This window comes from Streptomyces sp. P9-2B-2 (genome assembly GCF_030406865.1).
Lineage (GTDB): Bacteria > Actinomycetota > Actinomycetes > Streptomycetales > Streptomycetaceae > Streptomyces > Streptomyces platensis.
Map to the genome: position 1 here is coordinate 1,356,884 of NZ_CP129126.1, position 24,035 is coordinate 1,380,918.

At 73.1% G+C, this 24,035-nt stretch carries 18 protein-coding genes and 1 pseudogene; 8 read left to right on the forward strand and 11 right to left on the reverse strand.

The genetic code is table 11. From position 1 onward, the window contains the following. Nucleotides 1-165 precede the first annotated feature (165 nt). The 3 genes from QT196_RS05715 (at nt 166) to glpK (ending at nt 4,028) form a co-directional block, all read left to right on the forward strand. Entirely contained in the window at nt 166-1,344 is a 1,179-nt protein-coding gene (locus QT196_RS05715) for a lipid-transfer protein (RefSeq protein WP_290356612.1), read from the forward strand. A gap of 298 nt (nt 1,345-1,642) precedes the next feature. Further along, a complete protein-coding gene (locus QT196_RS05720) occupies nt 1,643-2,410 on the forward strand; it encodes an MIP/aquaporin family protein (RefSeq protein ID WP_168477912.1) in 768 nt (255 codons plus the stop codon). Nucleotides 2,411-2,489: 79 nt separating this feature from the next. Next, nucleotides 2,490-4,028 carry a glycerol kinase GlpK gene (gene glpK, locus QT196_RS05725; protein ID WP_290354479.1) on the forward strand — a complete coding sequence of 513 codons (1,539 nt, stop codon included), beginning with the start codon at nt 2,490-2,492 and terminating at the stop codon, nt 4,026-4,028. 66 nt (nt 4,029-4,094) lie between these two features. Here the strand turns inward: glpK and QT196_RS05730 are convergent, their stop codons facing one another. From QT196_RS05730 to QT196_RS05740, 3 genes are all read right to left on the reverse strand, one after another. After that, nucleotides 4,095-4,706 carry an ATP/GTP-binding protein gene (locus QT196_RS05730; RefSeq protein ID WP_168477914.1) on the reverse strand — a complete coding sequence of 204 codons (612 nt, stop codon included), beginning with the start codon at nt 4,704-4,706 and terminating at the stop codon, nt 4,095-4,097. Nucleotides 4,707-4,925: 219 nt separating this feature from the next. Further along, a complete protein-coding gene (locus QT196_RS05735; RefSeq protein WP_168477915.1) occupies nt 4,926-5,537 on the reverse strand; it encodes a TetR/AcrR family transcriptional regulator in 612 nt (203 codons plus the stop codon). A 60-nt stretch (nt 5,538-5,597) separates the two neighbouring features. Further along, the gene (locus tag QT196_RS05740; protein ID WP_290354480.1) at nt 5,598-6,467 is read right to left on the reverse strand and encodes an alpha/beta hydrolase; all 870 of its coding nucleotides are present in this window, start codon (nt 6,465-6,467) and stop codon (nt 5,598-5,600) included. 214 nt (nt 6,468-6,681) lie between these two features. Here QT196_RS05740 and QT196_RS05745 point away from each other — a divergent pair, with 214 nt between their 5' ends. Together QT196_RS05745 and QT196_RS05750 are read left to right on the forward strand one after the other, a co-directional pair. After that, nucleotides 6,682-7,506 (forward strand): PP2C family protein-serine/threonine phosphatase, encoded by an 825-nt coding sequence (locus QT196_RS05745; RefSeq protein ID WP_168477917.1) that lies wholly within the window; start codon nt 6,682-6,684, stop codon nt 7,504-7,506. A gap of 28 nt (nt 7,507-7,534) precedes the next feature. After that, entirely contained in the window at nt 7,535-8,536 is a 1,002-nt protein-coding gene (locus QT196_RS05750) for an MASE1 domain-containing protein (protein WP_248001043.1), read from the forward strand. Between the two features lie 13 nt (nt 8,537-8,549). On the opposite strand, the gene QT196_RS05755 is transcribed toward QT196_RS05750, so the two are convergent. From QT196_RS05755 to QT196_RS05765, 3 genes are all read right to left on the reverse strand, one after another. Beyond that, nucleotides 8,550-8,963, reverse strand: coding sequence for a DUF742 domain-containing protein (locus QT196_RS05755; protein WP_085928522.1), 414 nt, complete (start codon nt 8,961-8,963; stop codon nt 8,550-8,552). An 84-nt stretch (nt 8,964-9,047) separates the two neighbouring features. Continuing rightward, the gene (locus QT196_RS05760) at nt 9,048-9,488 is read right to left on the reverse strand and encodes a roadblock/LC7 domain-containing protein (RefSeq protein WP_168477919.1); all 441 of its coding nucleotides are present in this window, start codon (nt 9,486-9,488) and stop codon (nt 9,048-9,050) included. After that, nucleotides 9,485-12,325: a nitrate- and nitrite sensing domain-containing protein gene (locus QT196_RS05765; protein WP_290354481.1), complete on the reverse strand. Its 2,841-nt coding sequence runs from the start codon at nt 12,323-12,325 to the stop codon at nt 9,485-9,487. Before QT196_RS05765 ends, QT196_RS05760 begins: the two co-directional genes overlap by 4 nt. A 388-nt stretch (nt 12,326-12,713) precedes the next feature. On the opposite strand from QT196_RS05765, the pseudogene QT196_RS05770 reads away from it, so the two are divergent. Next, nucleotides 12,714-13,082, forward strand: a pseudogene (locus QT196_RS05770) (hypothetical protein); the annotation flags it as partial. A 10-nt stretch (nt 13,083-13,092) separates the two neighbouring features. Here the strand turns inward: QT196_RS05770 and QT196_RS05775 are convergent. After that, nucleotides 13,093-13,422, reverse strand: coding sequence for a bifunctional 3-phenylpropionate/cinnamic acid dioxygenase ferredoxin subunit (locus QT196_RS05775; RefSeq protein WP_042160182.1), 330 nt, complete (start codon nt 13,420-13,422; stop codon nt 13,093-13,095). Between the two features lie 160 nt (nt 13,423-13,582). On the opposite strand from QT196_RS05775, the gene QT196_RS05780 reads away from it, so the two are divergent. Together QT196_RS05780 and QT196_RS05785 are read left to right on the forward strand one after the other, a co-directional pair. Continuing rightward, nucleotides 13,583-14,389 carry an IclR family transcriptional regulator gene (locus tag QT196_RS05780; RefSeq protein ID WP_168477922.1) on the forward strand — a complete coding sequence of 269 codons (807 nt, stop codon included), beginning with the start codon at nt 13,583-13,585 and terminating at the stop codon, nt 14,387-14,389. A 228-nt stretch (nt 14,390-14,617) separates the two neighbouring features. Next, a complete protein-coding gene (locus QT196_RS05785) occupies nt 14,618-15,703 on the forward strand; it encodes an S-(hydroxymethyl)mycothiol dehydrogenase (RefSeq protein WP_290354482.1) in 1,086 nt (361 codons plus the stop codon). Between the two features lie 28 nt (nt 15,704-15,731). On the opposite strand, the gene QT196_RS05790 is transcribed toward QT196_RS05785, so the two are convergent. The 4 genes from QT196_RS05790 to pcp all read right to left on the reverse strand — a co-directional run bounded on the left by QT196_RS05790 (nt 15,732) and on the right by pcp (nt 23,980). After that, nucleotides 15,732-20,411, reverse strand: a complete 4,680-nt coding sequence (locus QT196_RS05790; RefSeq protein ID WP_290354483.1) for a hypothetical protein — start codon at nt 20,409-20,411, stop codon at nt 15,732-15,734. A gap of 77 nt (nt 20,412-20,488) precedes the next feature. Further along, entirely contained in the window at nt 20,489-21,496 is a 1,008-nt protein-coding gene (locus QT196_RS05795) for a hypothetical protein (RefSeq protein WP_168477923.1), read from the reverse strand. Between the two features lie 136 nt (nt 21,497-21,632). Continuing rightward, on the reverse strand, nt 21,633-23,156 hold the full coding sequence (locus QT196_RS05800) for a hypothetical protein (protein WP_208852895.1): 1,524 nt from the start codon (nt 23,154-23,156) through the stop codon (nt 21,633-21,635). Between the two features lie 179 nt (nt 23,157-23,335). Further along, nucleotides 23,336-23,980, reverse strand: a complete 645-nt coding sequence (pcp, locus tag QT196_RS05805; protein WP_290354484.1) for a pyroglutamyl-peptidase I — start codon at nt 23,978-23,980, stop codon at nt 23,336-23,338. Nucleotides 23,981-24,035 lie beyond the last annotated feature (55 nt).

Below are 24,035 nucleotides of genomic sequence, written 5' to 3' on the forward strand. Positions count from 1 at the left end.
GCAGTACCCGCAGATGCAGTAACCGCGTCTCTACACCCGCCCACCCCCCGAAGGGGGGTGGGCGGCGGGGAAAAAAATGGCGCCGTGGGTGGGCGGCGGGTAGATAGGCACCCCCAAACGCACCCCGCCCCAGGGCCCGCCGGCGGAAGCAGCACCAGTGGCGATGTGGCCGTGCTCGGTGCCGGGATGCATCCCTGGGGCAAGTGGGGGCGCAGCTTCGTCGAGTACGGGACGAAGGCGGCCCGGGCCGCGCTCGCGGATGCCGGGCTCGACTGGCGCGCCGTGCAGAGCGTGGTCGGTGCGGACACCGTGCGCGGCGGCTACCCCGGGTATGTGGCGGGAGCGACCTTCGCGAAGGCGCTGGGCTGGCAGGGCGCCCGGGTGACCAGCGTCTACGCGGCCTGCGCGTCGGGCGCCCAGGCCATCAACACCGCACGGGCGCAGATCCTTTCAAGGATGGCGGACGTCGCCCTGGTGGTGGGCGCCGATGCCGCGCCCAAGGGGTTCTTCACCCCGGCGGGCGGCGAACGGCCCGATGACCCGGACTGGTTGCGGTTCCGGGTGCTCGGGGCCACCAACCCGGCGTACTTCGGGCTGTACGCGCGCCGCCGGATGACCCTGTACGGCGACACGGCCGACGACTTCGCGCGGGTGAAGGTGAAGAACTCGGCGGCGGGCGCGGCCAATCCGTACGCCCGCTACCGCAAGGCGGTCACCGCGCAGGAGGTCGCAGCGTCCGCAGTGGTCGCCGATCCGCTGCGGCTGCTGGACATCTGCGCCACCTCCGACGGCGCCGCGGCCCTGGTTCTCACCAGCATGGAGTTCGCGCGCCGGCACGGTGCCACGGACCCGGTCCGGATCCGTGCGGTCTCCACTGCCACCCCGCACTATCCGCGGACCGTACTGGATCTGCCGGATATCGCCACCGACTCCGCGGCCGCCGTACCGGAGCCGGAGACCGGCTTCCGGGCATCGATCGCGCGCACCGCCTACGAGGAGGCCGGGATCGGCCCCGAAGACCTCTCACTGGCCGAGGTCTACGACCTCTCCACCGCCCTGGAGCTGGAGTGGTACGAGGATCTGGGGCTGTGCGGCGCCGGTGAGGGCGCCAAGCTGCTGCGGGACGGTGCGACGGCGCTGGGCGGGCGGCTGCCGGTCAATTCCAGCGGCGGTCTGGCCTCCTTCGGCGAGGCGGTGCCGGCCCAGGCCATCGCCCAGGTCTGCGAACTGACCTGGCAGTTGCGCGGCCAGGCGGGCGCACGGCAGGTGCCGGAGGCCCGGGTGGGGGTGACCGCCAATCAGGGGCTGTTCGGACACGGGTCGGCCGTAGTCGCGGTGCGGTGAGCACGGCGCCGCCGGTCCAGCAGCGAGCCCCTCACCAGCACGGCGTGACACCCCACGCCTGACGAACACGTACGCACCACGCGCCCACCCCAAGGCATCAAACCGCGCGCCCCAACACCCGCCCTTGTACGCGACCTTGACGCCCCCTCACCACCGGTGAACACTTCCGGATGCCAGTCGGCGTCGCCGTACTCAGGCACCCCGGCCGGGTGGCAGCGGCTGTCCGCTGCCCGCCGGTGGCACGCACCCTGCACGGAGGACCGGGGGGACGTCCCCGGGCGAGGGACAAGGAGCCGCCATGTATTCCAATGGGGACATCGTCGTCGGTGAAGTGATAGGCACCGCGATACTCATTCTCTTCGGTGCCGGTGTGTGCGCCGCCGTCACCCTGCACCATTCCAAGGCGAAGGGCGCCGGCTGGGTCGTGATCGCCTTCGGGTGGGGCATGGCCGTACTGGCCGGGGCCTATACCGCGGCGCCGCTGTCGGGCGGGCATCTCAACCCCGCGGTGACGCTGGGCTCGGCGGTCGCGGGCGGTACCGAGTGGTCGAAGGTGCCGCTGTACGTCCTGGCGCAGATGGTCGGGGCGGTGATCGGCGCCGTACTGGCCTGGGCGCTGTATTACGCGCAGTTCGCCGCCAACGCCGAGCAGAGCAAGGCCCAGCCGACGCTGGGGATCTTCTCCACCGCCCCGGAGATCCGTAAGCCGGCCGCCAACCTGGTGACCGAGATCATCGCGACCATCGGGCTGGTGCTGCCGCTGCTGTTCTTCGGTCAGAACAAGGGCATCGGTATCGGCCAGGTGCCCGGCGAGCAGGCCGGGATCTATGGCTCCGGGATCAATGTGCTGCTCGTCGCGCTGCTGGTCGTCGGCATCGGGCTGTCGCTGGGCGGGCCCACCGGCTATGCCATCAACCCCGCCCGGGATCTGGGTCCACGTCTGGTGCACGCCCTGCTGCCGATACCCAACAAGGGTTCCTCCGACTGGAGTTACTCCTGGATTCCGGTGGCCGGTCCGCTGATCGGCGCGGTGCTGTCCGGTCTGGTCTTCAACGCGGCGTTCTGACCCTGCCGGGGCGGGGCCACCCGGCCCGCCTCGTGGCCCCGCTGCACCCACTCACCAGGACTTCAGGAGGCGTGACGGCATGACGGAGCGAACCGGGAAGACCGAGAAGTACGTCGCCGCGATCGATCAGGGCACCACGTCGAGCCGCTGCATCATCTTCGACCACGGCGGGGCGATCGTCGCCGTCGATCAGCGTGAGCACCGGCAGATCTTCCCCAAGCCGGGCTGGGTGGAGCATGACGCCACCGAGATCTGGTCGAAGGTGCAGGCGGTGGTGGCGGGCGCGCTCGCGAAGGCGGGGCTGCGCGCGGAGCAGCTCAGTGCGCTGGGCATCACCAACCAGCGGGAGACCACGGTCCTGTGGGACCGGGCAACCGGCCGGCCGGTGCACCATGCGATCGTCTGGCAGGACACCCGTACGTCCCAGCTGTGCGCGGAGCTGGGCGGCGCGGACGGCCAGGACCGCTTCCGGGAGGCCACCGGACTGCCGCTGGCCAGCTACTTCTCCGGGCCGAAGGCTGCCTGGCTGCTGGATGAGGTGCCGGGGCTGCGGGCCCGTGCCGAGCGCGGGGAGATCGCCTTCGGCACCATCGACTCCTGGCTGATCTGGAATCTGACCGGCGGCACCGACGGCGGGGTGCATGTCACGGATGTGACCAATGCGGGCCGCACGATGCTGATGAACCTGTCCACTCTCCAGTGGGATCCGGCGATCCTGTCGGCGATGAATGTGCCGGCCGCGATCCTGCCGGAGATCAGGTCGTCGGCGGAGGTGTACGGCACGGCCGTGGGGCAGTTGCAGGGGGTGCCGGTGGCGTCCGCGCTCGGCGACCAGCAGGCGGCCGTCTTCGGCCAGACCTGTTACGGCGTCGGCGAGGCCAAGAACACCTACGGCACCGGCTCGTTCCTGCTGCTGAACACCGGCAACCGCCCGGTCCCGTCAAAGAACGGGCTGCTGACGACCATGGGCTACCAGCTCGGCGGGGAGGCTCCGGTCTACTGCCTGGAGGGGTCCATCGCCATCACCGGCGCCCTGGTGCAGTGGTTCCGCGATCAGCTGGGCCTCATCGCCTCGGCCGACGAGATCGAGCCGCTGGCGGCGAGCGTCCCGGACAACGGCGGGGCGTATGTCGTGCCGGCGTTCTCCGGTCTGTTCGCACCGTATTGGCGCTCCGATGCCCGTGGCGTCATCACGGGGCTGACCGGCTTCGTCACCAAGGCGCATCTGGCGCGTGCCGTCCTGGAGGCGACCAGCTGGCAGACCCGGGAAGTGGTGGACGCCATGTACCAGGACTCGGGTGTGCGGATCACCCAGCTGAAGGTCGACGGCGGGATGACCGCGAACCAGCTGCTGATGCAGCATCAGGCGGATGTGCTGGGGGTGCCGGTGATCCGGCCGGTGATCTCGGAGACCACCTGTCTGGGGGCGGCGTACGCGGCCGGGCTGGCGACCGGTGTCTGGCAGGACCTGGACGAGCTGCGGAGCCACTGGCAGCGGGACACGGAGTGGACGCCGCGGATGGCCGGGGCGGCCCGTGACCTCGAGTTCGCCAACTGGCGCAAGGCCGTGGAGCGGAGCTTCGGCTGGCTGGCCGAGGACGGCTCGGCGGGCTCGTAGCGCGGCGGGACAGAGACGTACGGCCGGTGCCCGGACGGCGGGTACCGGCCGTACTTCCCCGCCCCGTCAGGGCAGCGCGGGCTCCCGCCGGCGGGCGCTGGTCCGCATCGCATGCTCGACGACGGAGATCAGCACATCCCGCGCGGAGTCCTTCAGCCGGGCGTCGCACAGCATCACCGGGATCTGGGGGTCCAGGTCCAGGGCGTCCCGTACGGCCTGCGGCGGATAGCGGTCGGCGCCGTCGAAGCAGTTGACGGCGACGGTGAAGGGCAGCCCGCGCCGCTCGAAGTAGTCGATCGCGGCGAAACTGTCCGCGAGCCGGCGGGTGTCGGCGAGCACCACCGCGCCGAGCGCCCCGCGCGCCAGCTCGTCCCAGAGGAACCAGAAGCGGTCCTGGCCGGGGGTGCCGAAGAGGTAGAGGACCAGTTCCTCGTTGACGGTGATCCGTCCGAAGTCCATCGCGACGGTGGTGGTGGTCTTGGCCTCCACCCCGTCGAGGTCGTCGACCGGCCGGCCCGCCTCGGTGAGCCGTTCCTCGGTACGCAGCGGTTTGATCTCACTGACGGCGCCGACCAGGGTGGTCTTACCGACCCCGAAGCCGCCCGCGACCAGGATCTTGAGCGTCACCGGTTCGACGGCGGCGGACCGTCGGCGGCGATCGGAACGCCCGAAGGCCATGGGATTCTTCTCCTGAATTGCCGTGTATACGGGTGGAACTCACGCTTGGTCCCGAGCCTCGGCGCACGGGCAGCAGGTGCAAGGAAACGGTACAACGTGCGCAGCACGGCGCCCACTTGAGATGGGTCACGCTCGGGACACGCCGTGGGGGCAGAGGTCGCCAACCTGCCCAAATGGGCAGTGGGCGGCGGTTGGCGGCGGGGCGCGGAGCCGCGGCGGTCAGCGCGGGGTGAGGGCGCCGGGCCGGTCGAGCAGGCCCAGCACGCTCACGAGGCTGGATTCGATGAAGGCGCAGAGTTCGTCCCGGGCGCCGGGCTCCTCGGCGGGCCAGCTGATGACCGCCTCCTCGGCGAACGCCATCCAGGCGCGGGAGGCCAGGGCGAGCCGCGGGGCGTCCGGCATGCCGAGCCGCCGCTGGCCGTCGCGCACCCGCCGGGCGAGGGTCTCCCGGGTCGCGCCGACGATGTCGGTGACGGCGGGGTGGCTGCCGGCGGCGCCCCGCACCAGGGCGAGATACACCTGACGGTGTTCCAGGACGTAGGCCACGAAGCCGGCGATGAAGGACCGCATCCAGGCGACCGGCTCCAGTGAGCCGTCCGGTTCCGTCGCGGCGGTGAAGCGGTCGCAGGCGGCGCGGACCACCGCGCGGTAGAAGTCGCGCTTGGAGTCGAAGTAGTGGAAGAGCAGTCCGCGGGAGATCCCGGCCCGGCGGGCGACCTCGTCGGTGGACAGCTCGTCCAGGGAACGGTCGGCGAGCATCTCCAGACCGATGCCGACCAGCTGCTCCCTGCGCTGGTCGGGCGTGAGGCGGGTGGTTCGCTTGCCGGACATGCCCGCAGTTTACGGCGGCGGGGGGCCGGGACGGCCGCGATGTCCCGGCCCGCCACGGCGTCAGACGTACTGTCCGAGGTGCGCCAGGATCGGCGGCATGACGAGGCCGGGGGCCTCTTCGGGCAGCCAGTGGCTGGCCCCCTCCAGGGCTTCGAAGCGGTACGGGCCGTCCACCCACTCCCCCGTCGACTCGGCCGCGCCCCGGCCCAGGGCGACATCCTCGCTGCCCCACAGGAAGAGGGTGGGGACCGTGATCCGGCCGGCCGGTACGGAGATGATCGCCTCCGGGGCGCGGTACCAGTTCAGCGTGGCGGTGAGCGCGCCCGGCGCGGAGAGCCGGCGGACGTTGTCGTCCACCAGGGCGGCGGGCACCTTGCCGCCGTACGCGGCGCGCAGCCGGGCGGCGTCGTCGGCGAGCAGGGCGGCCTCCGCGGCGCCGGCGTCGCGGCGGAAGAAGCGGACGTAGTCGAGCATGTGGTGCTGGACGGAGTCCTCGGCGGCCGCGCGGTTGAGTGCGTCCGGGTGCGGAGTGGCCAGCACGGTCAGGGACTTCAGCCGCTCGGGGTGAGCGCCGGCAACGGCCCAGGCGACCATGCCGCCCCAGTCGTGGGAGACCAGGTGGAAGCGGCCTGCGCCCTGGGAATCGGCGAAGGCGAGGGCGTCGGCGACGAGTTCGGGCACGGCGTAGTCGGCGATCCGGGGCGGGCGGGCGCGCGGGGAGTAGCCTCGCTGGTCGACGGCGACGGCGCGGTAGCCGGCCGCACCCAGGGCGGTGAGCACATCGCCCCAGGAGTCGGCGAATTCGGGCCAGCCGTGCAGCAGCAGGACGAACTCTCCGTCGGTGGGCCCGCAGGCCAGGGCGTCGTAGGTGTGCTGGCCGACCTGGATCTCCAGGTGATCGAAGGGTGCCGGGGTCGCGTCCGGGGCCATGGCGGCGGATCTCCTTCTGTTGACAGCTGCTCAATAGGCACCGTACCGCGCCATTGAGCGTTGCTCAACAAACCCCCCACGTCGCGCCCGGGGCGGGCCCGGCGCCCCTCCCCCGGGCCGCGGCTCGGCCGTCAAGACCCCGCCCGTCGGCGGTAATCTGAAACCCAGCAGCGTGTCGCCGTACCGGGGGGCCGATCCGGAGCGGAAGTGCTGGATGGAGCAACGCCACACCACCCCCACCCCGCCGCCCGACGAGCTGCTGCGCCGCCTCGGCCACCTCACCGGCCAGGTGATGGCACGGATCAAGCTCCAGCAGGCACGCGTGGCGCTGGCCGTGGAACTCCAGCGGCACATGCTCCCGCCCGAGCTCCCGGGACTGCCTGGCCTCCAGACCGCGGCCCGCTACGTACCGGCCCAGACGGGGCTGGACATCGGGGGCGACTGGTACGACGCGTTCGTGCTGCCGGACGGCTCGCTCGGCTTCGCCATCGGCGACGTCCAGGGCCATGACGTCGAGGCCGCCGCCTTCATGGGCATGGTCCGTACCGGCCTGCGCGCCATAGCGGGCGCCACCACCGACCCGGGCGATGTGCTGAGCCGGGCCAATAACCTGCTGGTGTCGATGAGCTCCGATCTGCTGACGACCTGCACCTTTCTGCGCTTCGACCCGGTCGCGGCGGAGCTGGCCGCCGCCCGCGCCGGCCATGTACCGGCGATCTGGGGCACCGCCGAGGGCACACAGGTGGTCCAGGATCCGGGAGGCCTACCGCTGGGCCTCTTTCCCGACGCGGCGTACCCGGTCACCCGCCGCCGGCTGTCCCGGGCGGGAGCCTTCGTGCTGATCACCGACGGGGTGGTGGAAGGGCCGACCTACCCGATCGAGAAGGGGCTGGCGCGGGTGGCCGCACTGGTCGGCGCGGCGTACGACGCGGACGCCGACGAGCTGGCCGGCGAGGTGATCGCGGTGGCCGATCTGACCGGGCACCGCGATGACGCCGCCGTGCTCGTCCTCCGCCACAGCGGCGGTCCCTACACCTAGCGGCGGCACGGCAACGAGTGGAGGTCCGGTGAGGCACACGGAGTGGCTCGGGCGTCATGGCGCCACCGCCGCGTGGATCCTCGGCGTCGCCGCCGTCTACTACGGCAGCGCCGAGCTCGGGCTGCTCCAGGAACTGGTCCGCGGGCAGGTCACCCCGCTGTGGCCGCCAACCGGTATCGCGCTGACCGCGCTGCTGCTGCTCGGGCCGCGCGTGTGGCCGGGGATCGCGCTCGGCGCCTTCCTGGTCAATGTGTCGCTGGGCCCGTCGCCGGCCGTGGTGCTCGCGATCGTCGCGGGCAACACGCTCGGTCCGCTGCTCGCCTACCGGCTGCTGCGCCGCGCGGGGTTCCGCGTCGAGCTTGACCGGCTGCGGGACGCCGTCGCGCTGGTGTTCCTCGGCGCGCTGACCGGGATGCTGGTGAGCGCGACCATCGGCAGCGGCGCCCTGGTGCTCTCCGGAGCGCTGCCGACGGGGGAATTCTGGCCGACATGGGCGGTGTGGTGGACCGGCGACGCGATGGGCGTACTGGTGATCACGCCGGTGCTGCTGCTCCTCAGCGCCGCCCGATGGCCGACGAGGGAACAGATCCGTCCGCTCCGGTGGCTGGAGGCGGCGCTGCTGGTGGCCTGCACCTGCGCGGTCACCCTGCTGGCCGTGAGCAGTTCGGTGAACCTGCTCTATCTCGTCTCACCGTGTCTGATCTGGGCCGCGTTCCGCTTCCAGCGGGCGGGCGCCGCCCCGTGTGCGCTGCTCATCTCGACGATCGCGATCGTCGCGGCCGCCGAGGCATGGGGGCCGTTCGCCCGGCACGAGCTGCTCACGAACATGGCCACTCTCCAGGCCTTCAACGGGATCACCGCACTGACCGCGCTGCTGCTCGCGGCGGTCGTCACCGAGCGGCGCAACACCCATGAGGAGATCCGCCGGGTCTGCGCCCAGCTGGCGGAGGCGATCTCCCGGCTGGATCCGGGCGCCGCCGTCGAGCAGTGGCCGCCGCCGCGGCAGCAGAACCCGGACGACGACGGCTGAGCCGCCCGACGGATCACAGCGCGCGCAGGCCCTCGATCACCTCGCGCAGCACCTTCTCGTCGGGCAGCTCGGCGGGCGGCACCGGCCTGCTGACGTGGACCAGCTCCGCGTCCAGCAGATCCCCGATCAGGACCCGGACGACGCCGACCGGCAGATCGAGTTCGGCCGCCAGCTCGGCGACCGACAGCGGCTCCTGCCGGCACAGCGCGACGATCTCGACATGCTCGGGCGAGAGCATCTGATCGTCGACGGCCTCCTCCGTGCGGCTCTCGGCGATCACCAGCGCGATCAGATCGAGGCGCCCCTCCGCCGCCGTACGGGTGCGCCCGCGCGTCATGGCATACGGCCGGACGACCGGGCCCGCGTCGTCGTCGAACCAGCGCGCCGTCTCCCGGTCCCGCGCCGTCCGGCCGTCCTGCTCACTCATGCCGCAACCTCGCCGCGCCCGCGGGGCGCGCATCTCTGCACGAGGAGCCGGCTACCCGCGCTCATGGCGTCACCCTCGTCGTTCTCAGGGGGTCAGGCCGGCCCGGGGCGCGGTGCCCAGGTGCGTGCCCACGCGCTTGACCAGCAGCGTCATCTCGTACGCGATCAGCCCGACATCGGAGTCCGCATCGGCCAGTACGGCCAGGCAGCTGCCGTCGCCGGCCGCGCTGACGAACAGGAACGCGTCGTCCAGCTCGACCATGGTCTGCCGGACCTGGCCCGCGTCGAAGTGCCGGCCGACGCCCTTGGCCAGGCTGTGGAAGCCGGATGCGACCGCGGCCAGATGCTCGCCGTCCTCGCGGGTCAGGTCCTTGGAGGCGCCGGTGGCCAGGCCGTCACTGGAGAGGATGAGTGCCTTGCGGATGGAGCCGACCCGCTCGACCAGTTCGTCCAGAAGCCAGTTCAGCTCGCCGACTCCCTTCGCCGAGACCGGTGCGGTGGAAGCTGCTGCCTTCGGTGCGGTCATGGACCGTCCCCTCCCGATGTGGTTCCTGGTGGTGCTGTGCTGCCCGTGTCGCCGTCGTGGTCAACGGTGTCACGGGTGTCCGAGCCGGTGCGGTCCGGGCCTGTGGTGTCCGCGGCCGGGTCCTCGCCCCGCGGTGGCGTGCCGGTCGCGCGCGGCTCCTCGCCGTTGTCGCGCCGGCCGCGCTGCCAGCCGCGCTGGAGCGAGGCCATCTTGGCGCGTACCGCCTCGGCGTCCCGGTCGTCCGCGGCCGGCACGGTGCCGCGCGCCTCGGCCGGTTCGGCGGCGTCGGCCTTGAGCTGGGGCGCGAGGCTGGCCTGCCGTACCCGGCGGGGCAGGCCGGTGGACGTGGTCGGCGCGGGCGTGTCCGGTCCCCCGGCGCGCTGCGGGGCGTCGGGCCCCGGGTCCTTTGGCGCGGCGGACGACGACGGCCGGTCCGCGGCACGCCCGGAGCCCTCGGCGGCGGGACGGCCGGAGCCCTCGGCAGCGGGACGTTCGGTGTCCCGCTTGCGCTGGGCGTCGCGGTCGTCGACCGTACGGCCGTGGTCGGAGACCAGCACCGGCGGGCGTCGGCGGCGCGGCAGCGGGGCCGGTCCGCCGGGCGCCTGATCCCGGGTCTGCTGGTGCTGTTCGCCCTCCGGGGCGGGCGGCACGGGGGCGATACCGCGCGGCGCCGGGGACGATCCGGCCGGAGCGGCGGGGCCCTTCGCCTCGCGGCCGCGTTCCCGCTTCCGGAAGAGGCCGTCCTCCTCGTCGGGGACCGGCTCGTCCGGGCCGAGCGGCGCCTCGAGTTCGACCGGTCCATCGATCACGGCCGGGTCCCGCTCGCGCTCGGGCCGCGGCACCGGCAGCTGCGCCAGCGCGGCCAACTTGCCCGCCGCGTGCTCCAGTTCGTTGCCGACGGAGGCGCCGGGGGCCGGCTCGTCGTCGTCCCGGCCGCCGTCGGCGGTCTCGGTGAGGAGCGTCCCGGGAAGGAAGACCACGGCGGTGGTGCCGCCGTACGGTGAGGGCTGGAGGGAGACCCGTACGTTCTGCCGCTGGGCGAGCCGGCTGACCACGAACAGCCCGAGCCGGTCGGTGTCGGACAGCTCGAACTCGGGGGTCTCGGCGAGCCGGAGGTTGGCCTCCAGCAGCAGGTCGGGCGCCATGCCCAGACCGCGGTCGTGGATCTCCAGGGTGTAGCCGTTGGCGACCCGCTCGCCCAGCACCTGGACGGCGGTGTGCGGCGGGGAGAAGACGGTGGCGTTCTCCAGGAGTTCGGCGATCAGATGCGTGAGGTCGGACACCGCGGGGCCGTCCACCGCGAGCCGCGGCAGCCGGCGCACCTCGATCCGCTCGTAGTCCTCCACCTCGGCGACCGCCGCACGCACCACGTCCATCAGCTGGATCGGTTTGCGCCACTGCCGGGAGGGGGCCGCGCCGGAGAGGATGACCAGGCCCTCGGCATGGCGGCGCATACGGGTGGTCAGGTGGTCGATCCGGAAGAGGTCGGCGAGTTCGTCGGTGTTCTCGGTGCGCCGTTCCATGGCGTCCAGGAGGGTCAGCTGGCGGTGCAGCAGGACCTGGCTGCGGCGGGCGAGGTTGACGAACACCTCGGAGACGCCGCGGCGCATCTCGGACTGCTTGACCGCGGCCTCGATCGCGGCCCGCTGAAGGGTGTTGAGCGCCTGGCCGACCTGGCCGGTCTCGTCCTGGCCGAAGACCAGCCGGGGCGCCTCGGTCTCCACATCGATCTGTTCGCCCGCCGCGAGCCGCCGCATGACGCTCGGCAGCCGGACGCCGGAGACGTCATGGGCGGCCTTGCGCAGCCGGATGAGGTCGCGCACATGGCGGCGGCCGATCCGGAACGAGACGACGATCGAGACCAGCACCGCGACAAAGCCGAGGACACCGGCGATGGCGGCCTTGAGCAGGATGTTGGTGGCGACCGGGGCGACCCGCTCCTGGTAGCGGTCACCGGCGGCCTTGCCCATCCGCTGGAGGTCGCCGAGGACCTTCTTCGCCGCGGTGTTCCAGCGTTCGGCGTTGACCGTTCCCGGTCCGCCCTGGGCGCCGGCGGCGATCACCCGGTCCTCGTACGACGTCAGCTCGCGGGCCGGTGCGGAGTGCCAGTAGTCCGCGTAGAGGCCGCGGTCCTTCACGGGCAGCATGGAGAGGCTGGTCTCGTAGAGGACCCGGCGCTCGGCGACCCGGTCGGACAGTGCCCGCAGATCGCGCTTGCTCATGCTGCCGGAGGCGAGCACCGCGGACATCAGGGCGTCCTCGCGGGCGACGGCCTCCCGGGCGCGGGTGAGGATGACCAGCGCCCGGCCCTGCTTGTCCATCTCCACGTTCTCCAGGGCGTGGAGCGCGGCGAGAAAGTCATAGCTGGGGTCGACGAGGGAGTTGTAGCCCTCCAGGGCCTCGTCGCGGGAGACGGTGTTGTCCTCGACCTGGGCGCGCAGCGAGCCGAGTCCGGACAGGCCCTTGAGGATGCCGCGCATCCGGTGGCCGGTGTCGCCGGTGAGGTCCTCGCGGATGTCGCGGGTGCCGGCGTCGGTGCGGAGCCGGGTGACGGCCTCGTCGGTGGCCCGGGACCGTGCCCGCAGCTCGCCGAGCGCGTCGGCGCCGCGCCGGTCGGCGAGGTACAGCAGGCTCTGGCGGCGCTCGCGTTGCAGCGCCTGGACGACGCCCTCGACCGGATACCCCAGCTTCTGTACGACGTTGCCGACGTCCAGCAGCTGGTCGGCCTCCCGCCCCGTGAGGTAGGTCATGAACGCCCACATGGACGTCAGGGAGACCAACGGTACGAGCAGCAACGCCACGATCTTCCGGCGGACCGACTTCCCGCGAAAGCGCATGGCCTCCCCTACGTCAACCCCGGCGCACGGGGGTGGTGTTCCGTCAACAAACGGCGTGAGCCTACTACTCTCGGGTGACCGAGCCGAAGGCCTCTTCGGAGGTGGGGGCGGGTGCCGGGGAGGGATCGTCCTGAGTTGTCCGGTGATTCCCGGACAACCCGCCCGTGTTTCCGGGACCGGCCGAGGTCATCGGTGTCCGGCGGGAAGCCGGTCGGTTGGCCGGTTTTGCTCTACCCCGGGGTAACCCTGTGCGCGCTCGGTACGTGACCATGGGAAGGGACGGGGTGCGGCACCAGGGGCGTGTACCGGTGAAATCCGGGCAGCCACCAGGGAGCCGGACACGCGGGGAGAGTGCGGGGAGAGTGACGCGGTCATGGACACCGGCAGACAGCCTTTGTGGCAGGAGGAACCGGCGGCCCGGCGCCGGATGGCGGAGCCGGTACGCACCGCCGCCGTGCGTGCCGTCATCATCGTGGCGCTCACGCTGATCCAGGCCATGGTGGCGTTCCTGAGCACGCTGGCGGGCTCCTGGCTCGCGTTTCCCGCGGTGCTCAGCACGGTCGCCAGCACCGTGGTCGCCACCTGGGGCGTGCTGGACGTCTGGGTGACCCGCCAGGTGTGGGTGCAGCGCAACGGGGTGCGCTCACAGCCGAGCAGTACGGCCCGGGAGTTGCGCCGCGAGCGGCGCCGGGCCCGGCGGCAGCAGCGCCGGGAGTCCCGGAAGGCTTCGTCGGGGGTCGATCGCGCGGCCGCGTGACCGACGGGTTTTACGCCACCGCCTCTTCCCGCACGGCGGGCCGCACATGAATGATGCCGTCCAGGACGTCCACCTGGTGCGTGCGCACCGGCCGGCGGGCGGGGAGGCAGGTCGGGGCCCCGGTGCGCAGGTCGAACAGGGCCGCGTGCAGCGGGCATTCGACGAAGCAGCCCTCGACCCAGCCCTCGGAGAGCGAGGCGTCCTGGTGGCTACAGGTGTCATCGACGGCGTAGTAGCCGCCCTCGGCGTGGAAGACGGCGATGGCCGGTGTGGCGTCATCGATCTCGATCCGGACGGACTCGCCCTCGGGCAGGTCCTCGATACGGCAGACGGGAATCATCTGGCCCCCCTCTCGCTGATCGGTATCATGTGTTCTGAATAACGCACCGCAAAGCGCGATGCGCAACAGAATCCAAGCCGGGGAGCGGGCCGTCAAGGGCTTCCCGGCAGATGCCTTCAGACGTGCCCCGCGGGGCCACCGGGTGGTGACACAAAGACCCATGTCGAAGACTTCCGATACGGCAGACGACCGGTCCGAGGAACGGCGCGGCGGAGCGGGATCCGTCCAGTCCGTGGACCGCGCGGTGAGTGTGCTGGAGATCCTGGCCAAGCTGGGCGAGGCCGGGGTGACCGAGATCAGCGAGGAGTTGGGCGTCCACAAGTCGACCGCGTTCCGGATCCTCGGGGTGCTGGAGAACCGCGGGCTGGTGGAGCAGGAGAGGGAGCGCGGAAAGTACTACCTGGGCGCCGGGGTGCTGCGGCTGGCGGGTGCCGCGGCGATCCGGCTGGACATCTCCCAGGAGGGCCAGCCGGTGTGCCGGGCGCTCGCCGAGGACACCGGGGAGACCGCCAACATCGCGGTGCTGGACGGCGATGCGGCGGTCAACATCATGCAGGCCAGGGGCTCCGCGGCGGTCACCGCGTACAACTGGCTGGGCCGCCGGACCCCGCTGCACGCCACCGCCAGCGGCAAGGTCCTGCTGGCGTATCTGCCGGCCCCGCGCCGGGAGACCCTGGTGACCCGCAAGCTGCCGCGGTTCACCGAGCACACCCTGACCACGGCGGCCGGTCTGCGCGAGCAGCTGACCGCGGCGCTGGAGGACGGATTCGCCTGCACCAGCGAGGAGTTGGAGATCGGGCTGAACGCGGTGGCGGCGCCGGTGCGGGCCCACGACGGCGCGGTGATCGGCGCGATCGGCGTCTCGGGACCGGCGTACCGGATGGAGCGTCAACTGTTGCCGGAGCTCGCGGAGCGGGCCGCGAAGGCGGCCGCCGACCTCTCCCGCCGGATGGGGTGCCCGGGTTGAGCGGGTAGCGGAAAATCCCTCTTGACGGATCCCTGGCGGACTTCCAGCATGTCTCCTATAGCGCAACCAAGCGCACTATAGGCAACACGGCGACGGAGGCGGACCGGCCTCCACCACCGTCCCCGTTCTCAGCACAGCGCACCACTCCCACCCCTCACCCGCATCCGTGTCACCGCACGCGTGCCACCCGCCCTGCCGCCGCCGCAGGCGCTGTTTTAGGAGTGAGACATGCCGCACGAAGCCCGCGCCGTCGTCGCCCTCAAGAAGGGCGCCCCCGTCGAGGTGCTGCCGATCCTCGTGCCCGACCCCGGCCCGGGCGAAGTGCTCGTGACCGTCCAGGCCTGCGGGGTGTGCCACACCGATCTGCACTATCGCGACGGCGCGATCGGCGACGACTTCCCCTATCTGCTCGGCCACGAGGCGGCCGGTGTCATCGAGGCCGTCGGCCCCGGTGTCACCGAACTCGCGCCCGGCGACTACGTGGTGCTCGCCTGGCGGGCGCCCTGCGGCCAGTGCCGGGCCTGCCGCCGCGCCCGCCCCTGGTACTGCTTCGCCTCCCGCAACGCCACCCAGCCCATGACCCTGCTGGAAGGCACGGAACTGACCGCGGCCCTGGGCATCGGCGCATTCGCCGAGAAGACGCTGGTGGCCGCCGGGCAGGCGGTGAAGGTCGATCCGTCGGCGCGCCCGGAGGCCGCCGGGCTGATCGGCTGCGGGGTGATGGCCGGGTACGGCGCGGCGGTGCACACCGGCGGCGTGGGCAGCGGGGACACCGTCGCCGTCATCGGTTGCGGCGGCGTCGGCAACGCCGCCATCGCGGGCGCCTCCCGGGCCGGGGCGCGGCGGGTCATCGCCGTGGACCTCGACGACGGCAAACTGGACGCCGCCGAACGGTTCGGGGCCACCGACACCGTCAACTCCCGTGGTACGGACCCGGTCGAGGCGGTCCGGGCGCTCACCGGCGGGCACGGCGCCGATGTGGTGATCGACGCGGTGGGCCGCCCGGAGACCTACCGGCAGGCGTTCTACATGCGCGACCTGGCCGGCACACTGGTCCAGGTCGGCGTCCCCGAGCCGGACATGCGGATCGAGCTGCCGCTCATCGATCTCTTCTCGCGCGGCGGCGCACTGAAGTCGTCCTGGTACGGCGACTGTCTGCCCAGCCGCGACTTCCCGGTACTGATCGATCTGTTCCTGAGCGGCAAGCTCGATCTGGAACGGTTCATCAGCGAGACCATCGGCCTCGACGACATCGAACCGGCCTTCGCCAAGATGCAGCGCGGCGAGGTCCTGCGGTCGGTAGTGGTGGTCTGACCGCCCGCAGGCCCTCCCGCGCCGCCGGTCAGCCGCCGGCCGGGTCCGCCGGCTCCTCGGGGGCCGGATCCTCCGGACGGCGGTACATCCGCGTCGCCGTGATCTGTCCGTGCACCGCCTCGCCGGACGGGTCCGGCTGCGGCAGGCCGGGCCGCAGATGCTCCTCGACGCTGATGTACTTCAGCCCGGCCCGCAGATCCGCGTCATTGCGCAGCCGGATGACCAGCGGGAACTCGGCGAGCGCGGTGGTGTCGAACAGGCCGGTGGTGTAGAGCAGCTGGACGCCCAGGGCATCGGCGACGGCCCGCTGGAGCTCCAGCAGATACGTCGCGTTGGCACGGCCGATGGGGTTGTCCAGGAACAGCGTGCCGGCGTGCCGCTGCTTGTCGCGGCCCCGGTCGTTGCTGCGCAGCGCCGCCATCGTGCAGTACAGGGCGATGGCGGCGGTCAGCAGCTGGCCGCCGGAGAAGACATCGCCCATCTGCCCGACCGGCACCCGCTCGGCGCGCAGCACCGCGTCCGGCTTGAGGATCTCCACGGCCACCCCGCGCGGCTGCAGCGCCGCGCCGACCCCGCGCAGCAGCAGGGACATCCCGTCCCGCCGCAGATCGCTGTTCTTCTTCACGGCCGACCGGGTCGCCTCGTCGATCACCTCGCCGAGCCGCTCGGTGAGCGTGGCCTGGTCGGGATCCTCGAACCGGATCCGCAGGAACTCCTGCCCGGACCACTCCCCCAGCCCCTCGGGCAGCCGCGACAGCCGCTGGGCGGAGCGCAGCGTCGTCAGCGACGACTCGACCAGACCGCGCAGCCGGTCGACGATGGAGTCGCGGTTGCGCTCCAGCTGCTCCAGCTCGTCGGTGAGCACCCGTAGCCGGGGCGCGAAGGCCTCCGCCCACTTGGCGGCGTGGTCCGGGAGGGCCGAGGCGGGCAGTTCGCGGATCTGCTGCCGGGCGGGGGTGCGGACCTGTTCGTAGCGCGTGGAGTTGGCGTGCCGGACGAGGATGTCGCTCGCCTCGCGCACCGCGGAATCGGCGGTGGACAGATCGGCGGCGCAGCCGCGCAGCGAGCGGCGGGACTCGGCGGCGGCCTGCCGGGCGTCCGCCAGCTGTCCGGCGTACGCCTCGATCTGCCCGTCCGCCGGGTCCTCGGCGTCCTGGTGGTCACGGAGCAGATCGCGCAGCAGAGCGGCGGTCTCGTCGAAGCCGCCGGCCGCGTCCTCAGCGGCGCGGTGGCCGCGCAGCAGCTCCTCGTGCCGGTCGCGGGCGGCCGTCAACGCCTCGCCGGCGGTGGCCAGTTCGCCCGCCGCGGTGCGCAGCAGCTCCTTGGCGCGGTCGGCGTCCCCGGGCACCAGCTCCTCGGGCAGCTCGGTGTGCGCCTCGGCGTCCGTGGGGGCGAGCCGCTCGGCCTCACCGCGCAGCCGGCCGAGCTGCTCACTGGCGGCCGAGGCGCGGGTCTCCAGCATGTGCACCAGCGATTCGGCGCGGGCGGCGGCGGCCTGCCGGGACGGGCCGTCGGCGGCGTCCGGGCTCTCCAGGAGCGCCTCGGCGCGGGTGCGGACCTTGTTGGTGAGGCGGTTCAGCTCGGCCAGGGAGGCGCTCTCGTCACCCTCGGCGCGGGCCTGTTCGGCGCGCAGATCGGCGCCGACGCCGACCTTCTCGTAGAGCTGGGAGGCGGCGCGGTAGGCCTCGCGCAGCGCGGGCAGCGAGGTGCTCACCCCCTCGGGGGCCTCCCCCAGATCGTCCGGTACACCCGCGATCTCGGCGCGCTCGGCGCGCAGCGCGCGGGCGGTACGACGGGCGTCGTCGGCGGCCCGCTGAGCGGCCCGGCGGTCCTCGTCCGCGGCCCGCGCGCGGTCCACACACTCCTCGGCAACGGCCTCGAACTCGGCGGCCTCGTCGGCGAGTTCCCGCATCCGGGACTGCCAGGAGGCGCGCTCGCGCAGCCGGTGGGCCAGCCCGGCCAGCAGATCGGCGGCGCGGCGGGCCCGCTGCGCCGCCTCCTGGCGCTCGTCGCGCACCCCGGTGGCCTCGGCCGCGGCCTCGTCGGTCTCGGCGCGCGCCGCACGGGCCTCGGCCAGCTCCGCGGCGGCCTCCTCGGCTGCCGTACGGGTCTCGTGCGCGGCGGCGGCCAGTTCGGCGAGCCGGCCGGCCGGGCAGCCCGTACGCCACGAGCCGAGCCGGGCGGCCAGCGCACGGTCCCCGGCGAGCCGGGCGGCCAGCGCCCGGATCTCCTCGTCGCGCTCTATGGCGCGCGCCCGCAGCGCCTGGCGCTCCTCGTCGGCGGCGGACTCGTCGTGCATCGCCGGGTTCGGCGGGACGAGGAAGACGCCGGACTCCCGCTCGTCGGGCGCGGGGGTGGGGGCGAGCAGCGCGGCGGCGGTGCCGACCGCGACGGCCGAGCGGGGCAGCAGCGCGGCCTGGGCGAGCACCTCGCGGGCCCGCGCATGGGTCTCCGGGTCCGTGATGATCACGCCGTCGACCAGCTCGGGGCGGGCGGCCAGCACCCGGGTGTGGTCGGCGGGGTCGACGGACTGGGCGAGATAGCGCCAGCCCGGCAGCGCGGGAACGCCGTGCTCGCCGAGATACTCCACGGCGGCCAGCACATCGGGCCCCGGGGGCAGCAGACCGCCGTCGCCCAGCGCGCCCAGGATCCGCGCGTCGTCGGCGGCGGCCGTCCGCAGATCGAACAGCTGCCGTTCGGCGCCGGCGACGCCCTCCTCCAGCAGCTCGCGCAGCTCGTCGGCGTTGCGGTCCAGCTCCTCGGCGGTCAGCGGGCCCGCGGTGGGACGGCGCGCGGCGCCCGGGTCCGCACCGGACGTGGCCGTACGGGGACCGGGCACGGACTTGGCCTCGGACTGCGGGAGGCCGAGGAGGTCGGCGAGCCGTTGCTCCGCGCCGATGGACTCGGCGGCCCGGCGCTCGGCCTCGTAGGCGCGCTCGGCGGCCTCGGCGGCGTCCTCGGCGCGGGCCGCCGCCAGCTCGGCGGTGGAGTGCCGGGCGGTGGCCGTACGGGCGCGGTCGGTGGCCTGCCGGGCGGTTTCGCGGGCCGAGTCCCAGGCCTCGACGGCGGTCTTCTCGGCATCCGCGGCGGCGAGCGCGGCGCGGGCCGGGTCGGCGTCGGGGGCACTGTCGTCCAGCCAGCCGGCCCGGACCGCCTCGGCGGTCTCCTCGGCAACCTCGGAGAGCCGCTGCTTGAGGTGCTCGGACTCACTGCGGGCACGCTGGGCGTGGGTGGCGGCGGTGGTGGCGTCACGGTGCGCCGACTCACCGGTCTCCTGGAGGGCGGCGGAGCGTTCCTCCTCCTCATTGGCGATCCGCTCACCGGCCTCGGCCGCCGTGTGCAGGGCGCGGACCAGGTCGGCGGCGGCCGTGGCACGGGCGGCGAGCGCGGGCGCGGCGTCCCGCTCGGCCTCGCGGATGGCGGCGGCGACCCGCGCGGAGCGGTCCGCGGCGGCGCGGTGCCGCAGCGCGGTCTCGGCGGCCTGCCAGGCACTGTGCAGCGTACGGGCGTCGTTCAGCTCGCGGCGCTGGGCGGCGGCGCCCTTCTCCGCGGCGGCCAGCGCCAGCGAGGCGTGCCGGTAGGCGAGTTCGGCGGAGACCAGGGAACGGCGCTCGCGTACCCGCTCGGCGTCGGTGACGCGGTGCGCGGCGGCGGCGACCTGCTCGGCGAGTTCGGCGGCCCGGCCGCGCTCCTCGGTGCCCCGGGCGTGCAGCCGCTGGGCGAGGCCACGGGTGCGGCGTTCGGCCCCGGCATGCACCTCACGGGCGCGTTCGCGCTGCTCGGCCGCGTCGGCGATACGCGACAGCAGATCGAGCGACCCGGCCGTGAAGTCCCGTTCGGCGGTGAGTTCGGCGCGCCGGCCGAGCTTGTGGGCGAAGCCGTGCACCAGATCGGCGAGGCCGTCGGTGTCGCGGGTGTCCGTGACGGCGCGCAGCAGCAGGTCGGTGAAGTCCGAATCGTTCTTGACCGCGAAGAGGCCGGCCGCCTCACCCTCGTCGGCGTTCATCTCCCGCTGGTAGCGGAAGAGCTCCGGGTCCAGGCCCAGCTCGCCGAGGTGTTCGTTCCAGCGCTCGTGGATCTCTTCCCAGACGACGTCCAGATTGGGGTAGTTCTTCCCCGCCTCGGTGAGGATGTCGCGGAAGCCCTTCATCGTACGGCGGCGGCCCTGGGCACCGGAGCCGCCCTCGCCGCTCTCCTGACGCGGGCGGACGACGGTGGCCTCGGCGACCGGGAGCGAGTCCAGGCTCATACCGGGGCCGGGCCGGAAGCTGTACCAGGCCTCGGCGAACTTCCGGGGGTCGTTGGAGACCTGCCGCCCGCGCCACTCACTGACCTTGCCGACGACCACGCTCTCGCCGGTGAGGACGTGCTGCCACTCCAGGGCGACATGGCCGCAGTCGTCGGCGAGCAGGAACTTGCGCAGCACACCGGAGCTGGCGCCGCCGAGGGTGTTGCGGTGGCCGGGCAGCATCACCGAGAAGATCAGCTTGAGCAGGACGGACTTGCCGCCGCCGTTCTCCAGGAAGAGCACCCCCGCGGGCGCCGGGCGGCGCGGCGGGCCGACCGGTTCGTCCTCGAAGAAGTCCGCCTGGGCCGGGGCCGGTTGGGGTACGGGCGCACCGACTCCACGCAGGTCCATGACGGTGTTGGCATAGCGCGCACCGGCGGGCCCGATGGAGTAGAGGCGGACCCGGGACAGCTCGTACATGGCGGACTCTCGTTGTCGTGTCGGGAAGGGGTGCCGGCGGGGGCGGCCACCGGATGGTCGGCGGTCGAGGGGCCCCGTCAGCCCGAATGGAACGGCAGTCCGGCGTCCGCGACCAGGGCGAGGTCGTCGGTGTCCTCGCCCGGCAGCAGGGCGGCGCTGCCGTCGGTGACGGGGACGATGCCCAGCTCCAGGAGTTCGGCCATGGCGGCGCTGCCGGCCATGTCGCGGACCTGGAGCTGATAGCGGGCGGTGGTGCGGTAGGCGCCCCCGGCGTCGTCACCGGTGCGCTGGAGGAAGCCGGAGTCGACGAGGAAGGTGACGGCCTTGGCGATGATGCCGGTGGTCGAACCGGCGAGCCGGCGGGCGTCCTTGGTGGCGCCGGTCGCACTGCGCCGGGCGTAGATGCGCCAGGCGGACTCCAGGCCGGGGGCGTCGGTGGCCGGGTCGGTGTTCTCGCCCTCCTGCTCGGCGCGCTCCTCCAGCCGGCGGCAGGCCTGCCGGACGAAGGCGTCGACGCCGTTGACCGTGATCCGGCCGATGTAGCCGTCGTCGGCGAGGTCCTCGGGGCGCGGGAAGGCCAGCGCGGCGACGGCCAGATGGGCCAGGCCGTGCAGGAAGCGGTCGGCGGAGTCGGCGGAGGCGCGGCGGGCGTAGTCGCCCATCCGTACGGCGAAGACGGAGTCCTCGTCGGCGGTGACGGCCATCCCGGCGCGGGTGGACACCTCCAGGACGACCAGGCCGAGGCCGGTGGCGACGGCGTCGGCGAGCCGGGCGAAGGCGGGGTCGTCCCGGTAGCGGCGCAGGAGTTCGCTGTATTCGGCGTCGCGGGCGGGCAGCAGCTTGGGCTGGAGGCCGAAGGAGACCAGCCGGGCGGCGTCGGCGGCATCGGCGGGGGTCAGGGGGTGGGAGCCCGGCTGCTCCTGGCGGTCCCCCCGCTCGGCCGAAGCCGGGAACGGGAACGCGGCCGAGGGCTTGGGGGAGGGTCCCGCCGTGCCCGTATCGGCGTCGGCCGTGGGCGCACCCCAGCCCGGCTCACCGGCCCCGGACGCCGGGTCCGGCTGCGGCGTCTCGTCGTACTGGGTCACGGAACAAGCTCCTTGCGAGGGACGGTCGGGAACATCTCGGGCCGGTGCGAAGGCGGACGGCCGCCGGGCGCGCCACGGCCCTGCCGGACCGGCCGCGCCCCGCCGCTCGCCGGCCGCTCATCCTGGGCGTGGGGCATCAGGCCACCTCCGAGCGGTCCGCGGCCATTCCGGCGGAGTCCAGCAGCGCCGTGCCGACGATGAGGTCGGCGCCGCCGAACTCGGGGTCTATCAGCTCCGTGCCGTCGTCGACGGCGAACAGCAGCTGTTGTTCGCCCTGGCGGTAGGCCGTGCCGACGGGCGGGCTGGCGGCGTGTACGGCCAGCAGGGCGACGAGGTAGGGGAGTTCGGGGTCGCTGCGGCGCGCCTCGGCGAGCAGGCCGGAGAGCCTGCGAGGTGCGTCGGCGGGCAGGTCGAGCAGCGCCATCGCGGCGTCGAGCTGGGCCTCGCTGAAGCGGCTGTCGTCGGGGGTGGCCACCAGGTCGGGCTCGGGCATCTCGGCGCCGAGGTGCTCCCGCTCCATGGGCGGGGTGAGCAGCATCTCGACCAGGTCCCCTATGCGCGCGGCCGACGGGGTACGCAGCCCCGTGCCCTTGGCGAAGAAGGCGTCGGTGACACGGATGGCCTGTTCGGCGGGGAGCGGCAGCAGCGGGGCGACCAACTGGCCGTAGAGGTCGAGTCCGGCGCGGGCGACGGGGGTGGCGAAGGCCTGCCGGTCCTGTTCGGCGCGGAACAGCGGCCCGGCCTCCAGCAGCCGGGACTGGAGCTGGGTGTGGCGGCGGATGCAGTCCTTGACGATGTCGACGAGCTCGGCGGCCCGCCGCTTGTGCTCGGGCTCCTCGGTCTCGTCGCGGGCCTTGCGGATGTTCGTCAGGATGGCGTTCTCGTGGCGGTAGCGGTCCGCGACGTGGTCCAGCGCCTCGGTGATCATGTCGGGGACGGTCTCCAGCCAGTCCACGGCGCGGACGTTGCGGCGGGTGGCGTCCAGGGTCCTGCGGAGTGTCTCCGCATACTGCACGGTGCGGTAGCGGGCCTGTTCGGCGGCGAGCTGGGCGTCGGCCAGCCGGCCGCGGTTGATCAGCACCTCCAGCTTGACCTCGGCGGCGATCTGGGCGCTGGTGACGTCCGTGTCGAGCGCGCCGACCAGGACGTTGACCGCTTCGTCGGTGGCCCGGAGGTAGACGCTGCCACCGCCGCCGGGGACCTCTTCGATGAGCTTGAAGTCGTAGTCGCGGCGGACGTACTCGCCCTCGGTGGTGAAGGTGCCGTAGACGGCGCGGAAGCCGCGGTCCACGCTGCCGACGTTGATCAGGTTCTCCAGCACCCAGCGGGCGACCCGCTCATGCTCACCCGCAGGACGGCGGGGGGCCTGGGCGGCGACCCGGGGGAGCACCTTCGCCACTATTTCCTCGTGGTCGGCGCCGGTGTCGAAGTCCATGTTGAGGGTGACGAGGTCGATGACGGCGAGCGCCACCTCCGCCATCGCGTAGATGCCGTACTCGCCCGCGAGGTTGGCCTTGCGCACATCGAGGTCGTGCAGCGGCGCGGTGCATGCCAGGGCGCGCAGCCGACGGGCCAGGCCTTCGTCGGCGGCCGGGCCCGGCGCAGGCCGGTGAGGGCCGTTGAGCTGGGGCGCAGCAGTCCCCGGGGCGGAAAAAGTCACGTCGCACAGAGTAGGCGCTCGCACTGACAACGGACGAAACGGCGCGGATCCGTTCATGGGTGGAACCGCAGGTGAATCCGTTGACGGACCGCTCGTGGACCGCTCACGGACCGACGCGACAGTCTACGGCGTGCCCCGCGCGAGCCGGCCGCCAGGTCCGGTGGGCGCCGGTCCCGGTCTCAGTGGGTGGCCCCGCCGGCGACGCGGATGTCGGTGCGGGTGCGCGCGGCGGTGAGGGCGATCTCGTGCAGGGCCCGGGTGACGGCCTCGGACGGGAGCGACGGCTGGGAGCGGTCGACGACCTGCTCCGGTGCGTAGGGGACGTGCACGAATCCGCCGCGTACCCCGGGCAGTTCGGTGGCGATGAGGTGGGCGAGGCCGTAGAAGACGTGGTTGCAGACGAAGGTGCCCGCGGTGTTGGAGACGGAGGCGGGGAGTCCGGCGGCGCGGACGGCCTCCACACAGGCCTTGATCGGCAGGGTGGAGAAGTACGCGGCGGGGCCGCCGGGCACGATCGCCTCGTCGATCGGTTCGGCGCCCGAGGCATCCGGGATCCGGGCGTCGTCGACGTTGACGGCGAGGCGTTCGACGGTGATGTCGGGCCGGCCGCCCGCCTGGCCGACGCACACCACTATCTCGGGGCGGACCTCCTCGATCGCGGCACGCAGCACCGCGATCGAGGCTCCGTAGACGCAGGGCAGTTCGATGGCGGACGCCTCGATCCCGGCGGGCGGTTCGGCCGCTGCGGCGCGGACGGCCTGCCAGGAGGGGTTGAGCGATTCACCCTCGAACGGGGCGAATCCGGTCAGCAGTACCCGGGTCATACGGTCATCCTTGGTGCGACGGGCGGAGCGGGGGACGGGGCGGACCAGGTGCCAG

Bases quoted from the DNA above. Each gene is read 5' to 3' on its own strand.
- QT196_RS05720 (WP_168477912.1), top strand. From the start codon at position 1,643: ATGTATTCCAATGGGGACATCGTCGTCGGTGAAGTGATAGGCACCGCG.
- glpK (WP_290354479.1), top strand. From the start codon at position 2,490: ATGACGGAGCGAACCGGGAAGACCGAGAAGTACGTCGCCGCGATCGAT.
- QT196_RS05730 (WP_168477914.1), bottom strand. From the start codon at position 4,706: ATGGCCTTCGGGCGTTCCGATCGCCGCCGACGGTCCGCCGCCGTCGAA.
- QT196_RS05735 (WP_168477915.1), bottom strand. From the start codon at position 5,537: ATGTCCGGCAAGCGAACCACCCGCCTCACGCCCGACCAGCGCAGGGAG.
- QT196_RS05740 (WP_290354480.1), bottom strand. From the start codon at position 6,467: ATGGCCCCGGACGCGACCCCGGCACCCTTCGATCACCTGGAGATCCAG.
- QT196_RS05745 (WP_168477917.1), top strand. From the start codon at position 6,682: ATGGAGCAACGCCACACCACCCCCACCCCGCCGCCCGACGAGCTGCTG.
- QT196_RS05755 (WP_085928522.1), bottom strand. From the start codon at position 8,963: ATGAGTGAGCAGGACGGCCGGACGGCGCGGGACCGGGAGACGGCGCGC.
- QT196_RS05760 (WP_168477919.1), bottom strand. From the start codon at position 9,488: ATGACCGCACCGAAGGCAGCAGCTTCCACCGCACCGGTCTCGGCGAAG.
- QT196_RS05765 (WP_290354481.1), bottom strand. From the start codon at position 12,325: ATGCGCTTTCGCGGGAAGTCGGTCCGCCGGAAGATCGTGGCGTTGCTG.
- QT196_RS05775 (WP_042160182.1), bottom strand. From the start codon at position 13,422: ATGATTCCCGTCTGCCGTATCGAGGACCTGCCCGAGGGCGAGTCCGTC.
- QT196_RS05780 (WP_168477922.1), top strand. From the start codon at position 13,583: ATGTCGAAGACTTCCGATACGGCAGACGACCGGTCCGAGGAACGGCGC.
- QT196_RS05785 (WP_290354482.1), top strand. From the start codon at position 14,618: ATGCCGCACGAAGCCCGCGCCGTCGTCGCCCTCAAGAAGGGCGCCCCC.
- QT196_RS05790 (WP_290354483.1), bottom strand. From the start codon at position 20,411: ATGTACGAGCTGTCCCGGGTCCGCCTCTACTCCATCGGGCCCGCCGGT.
- pcp (WP_290354484.1), bottom strand. From the start codon at position 23,980: ATGACCCGGGTACTGCTGACCGGATTCGCCCCGTTCGAGGGTGAATCG.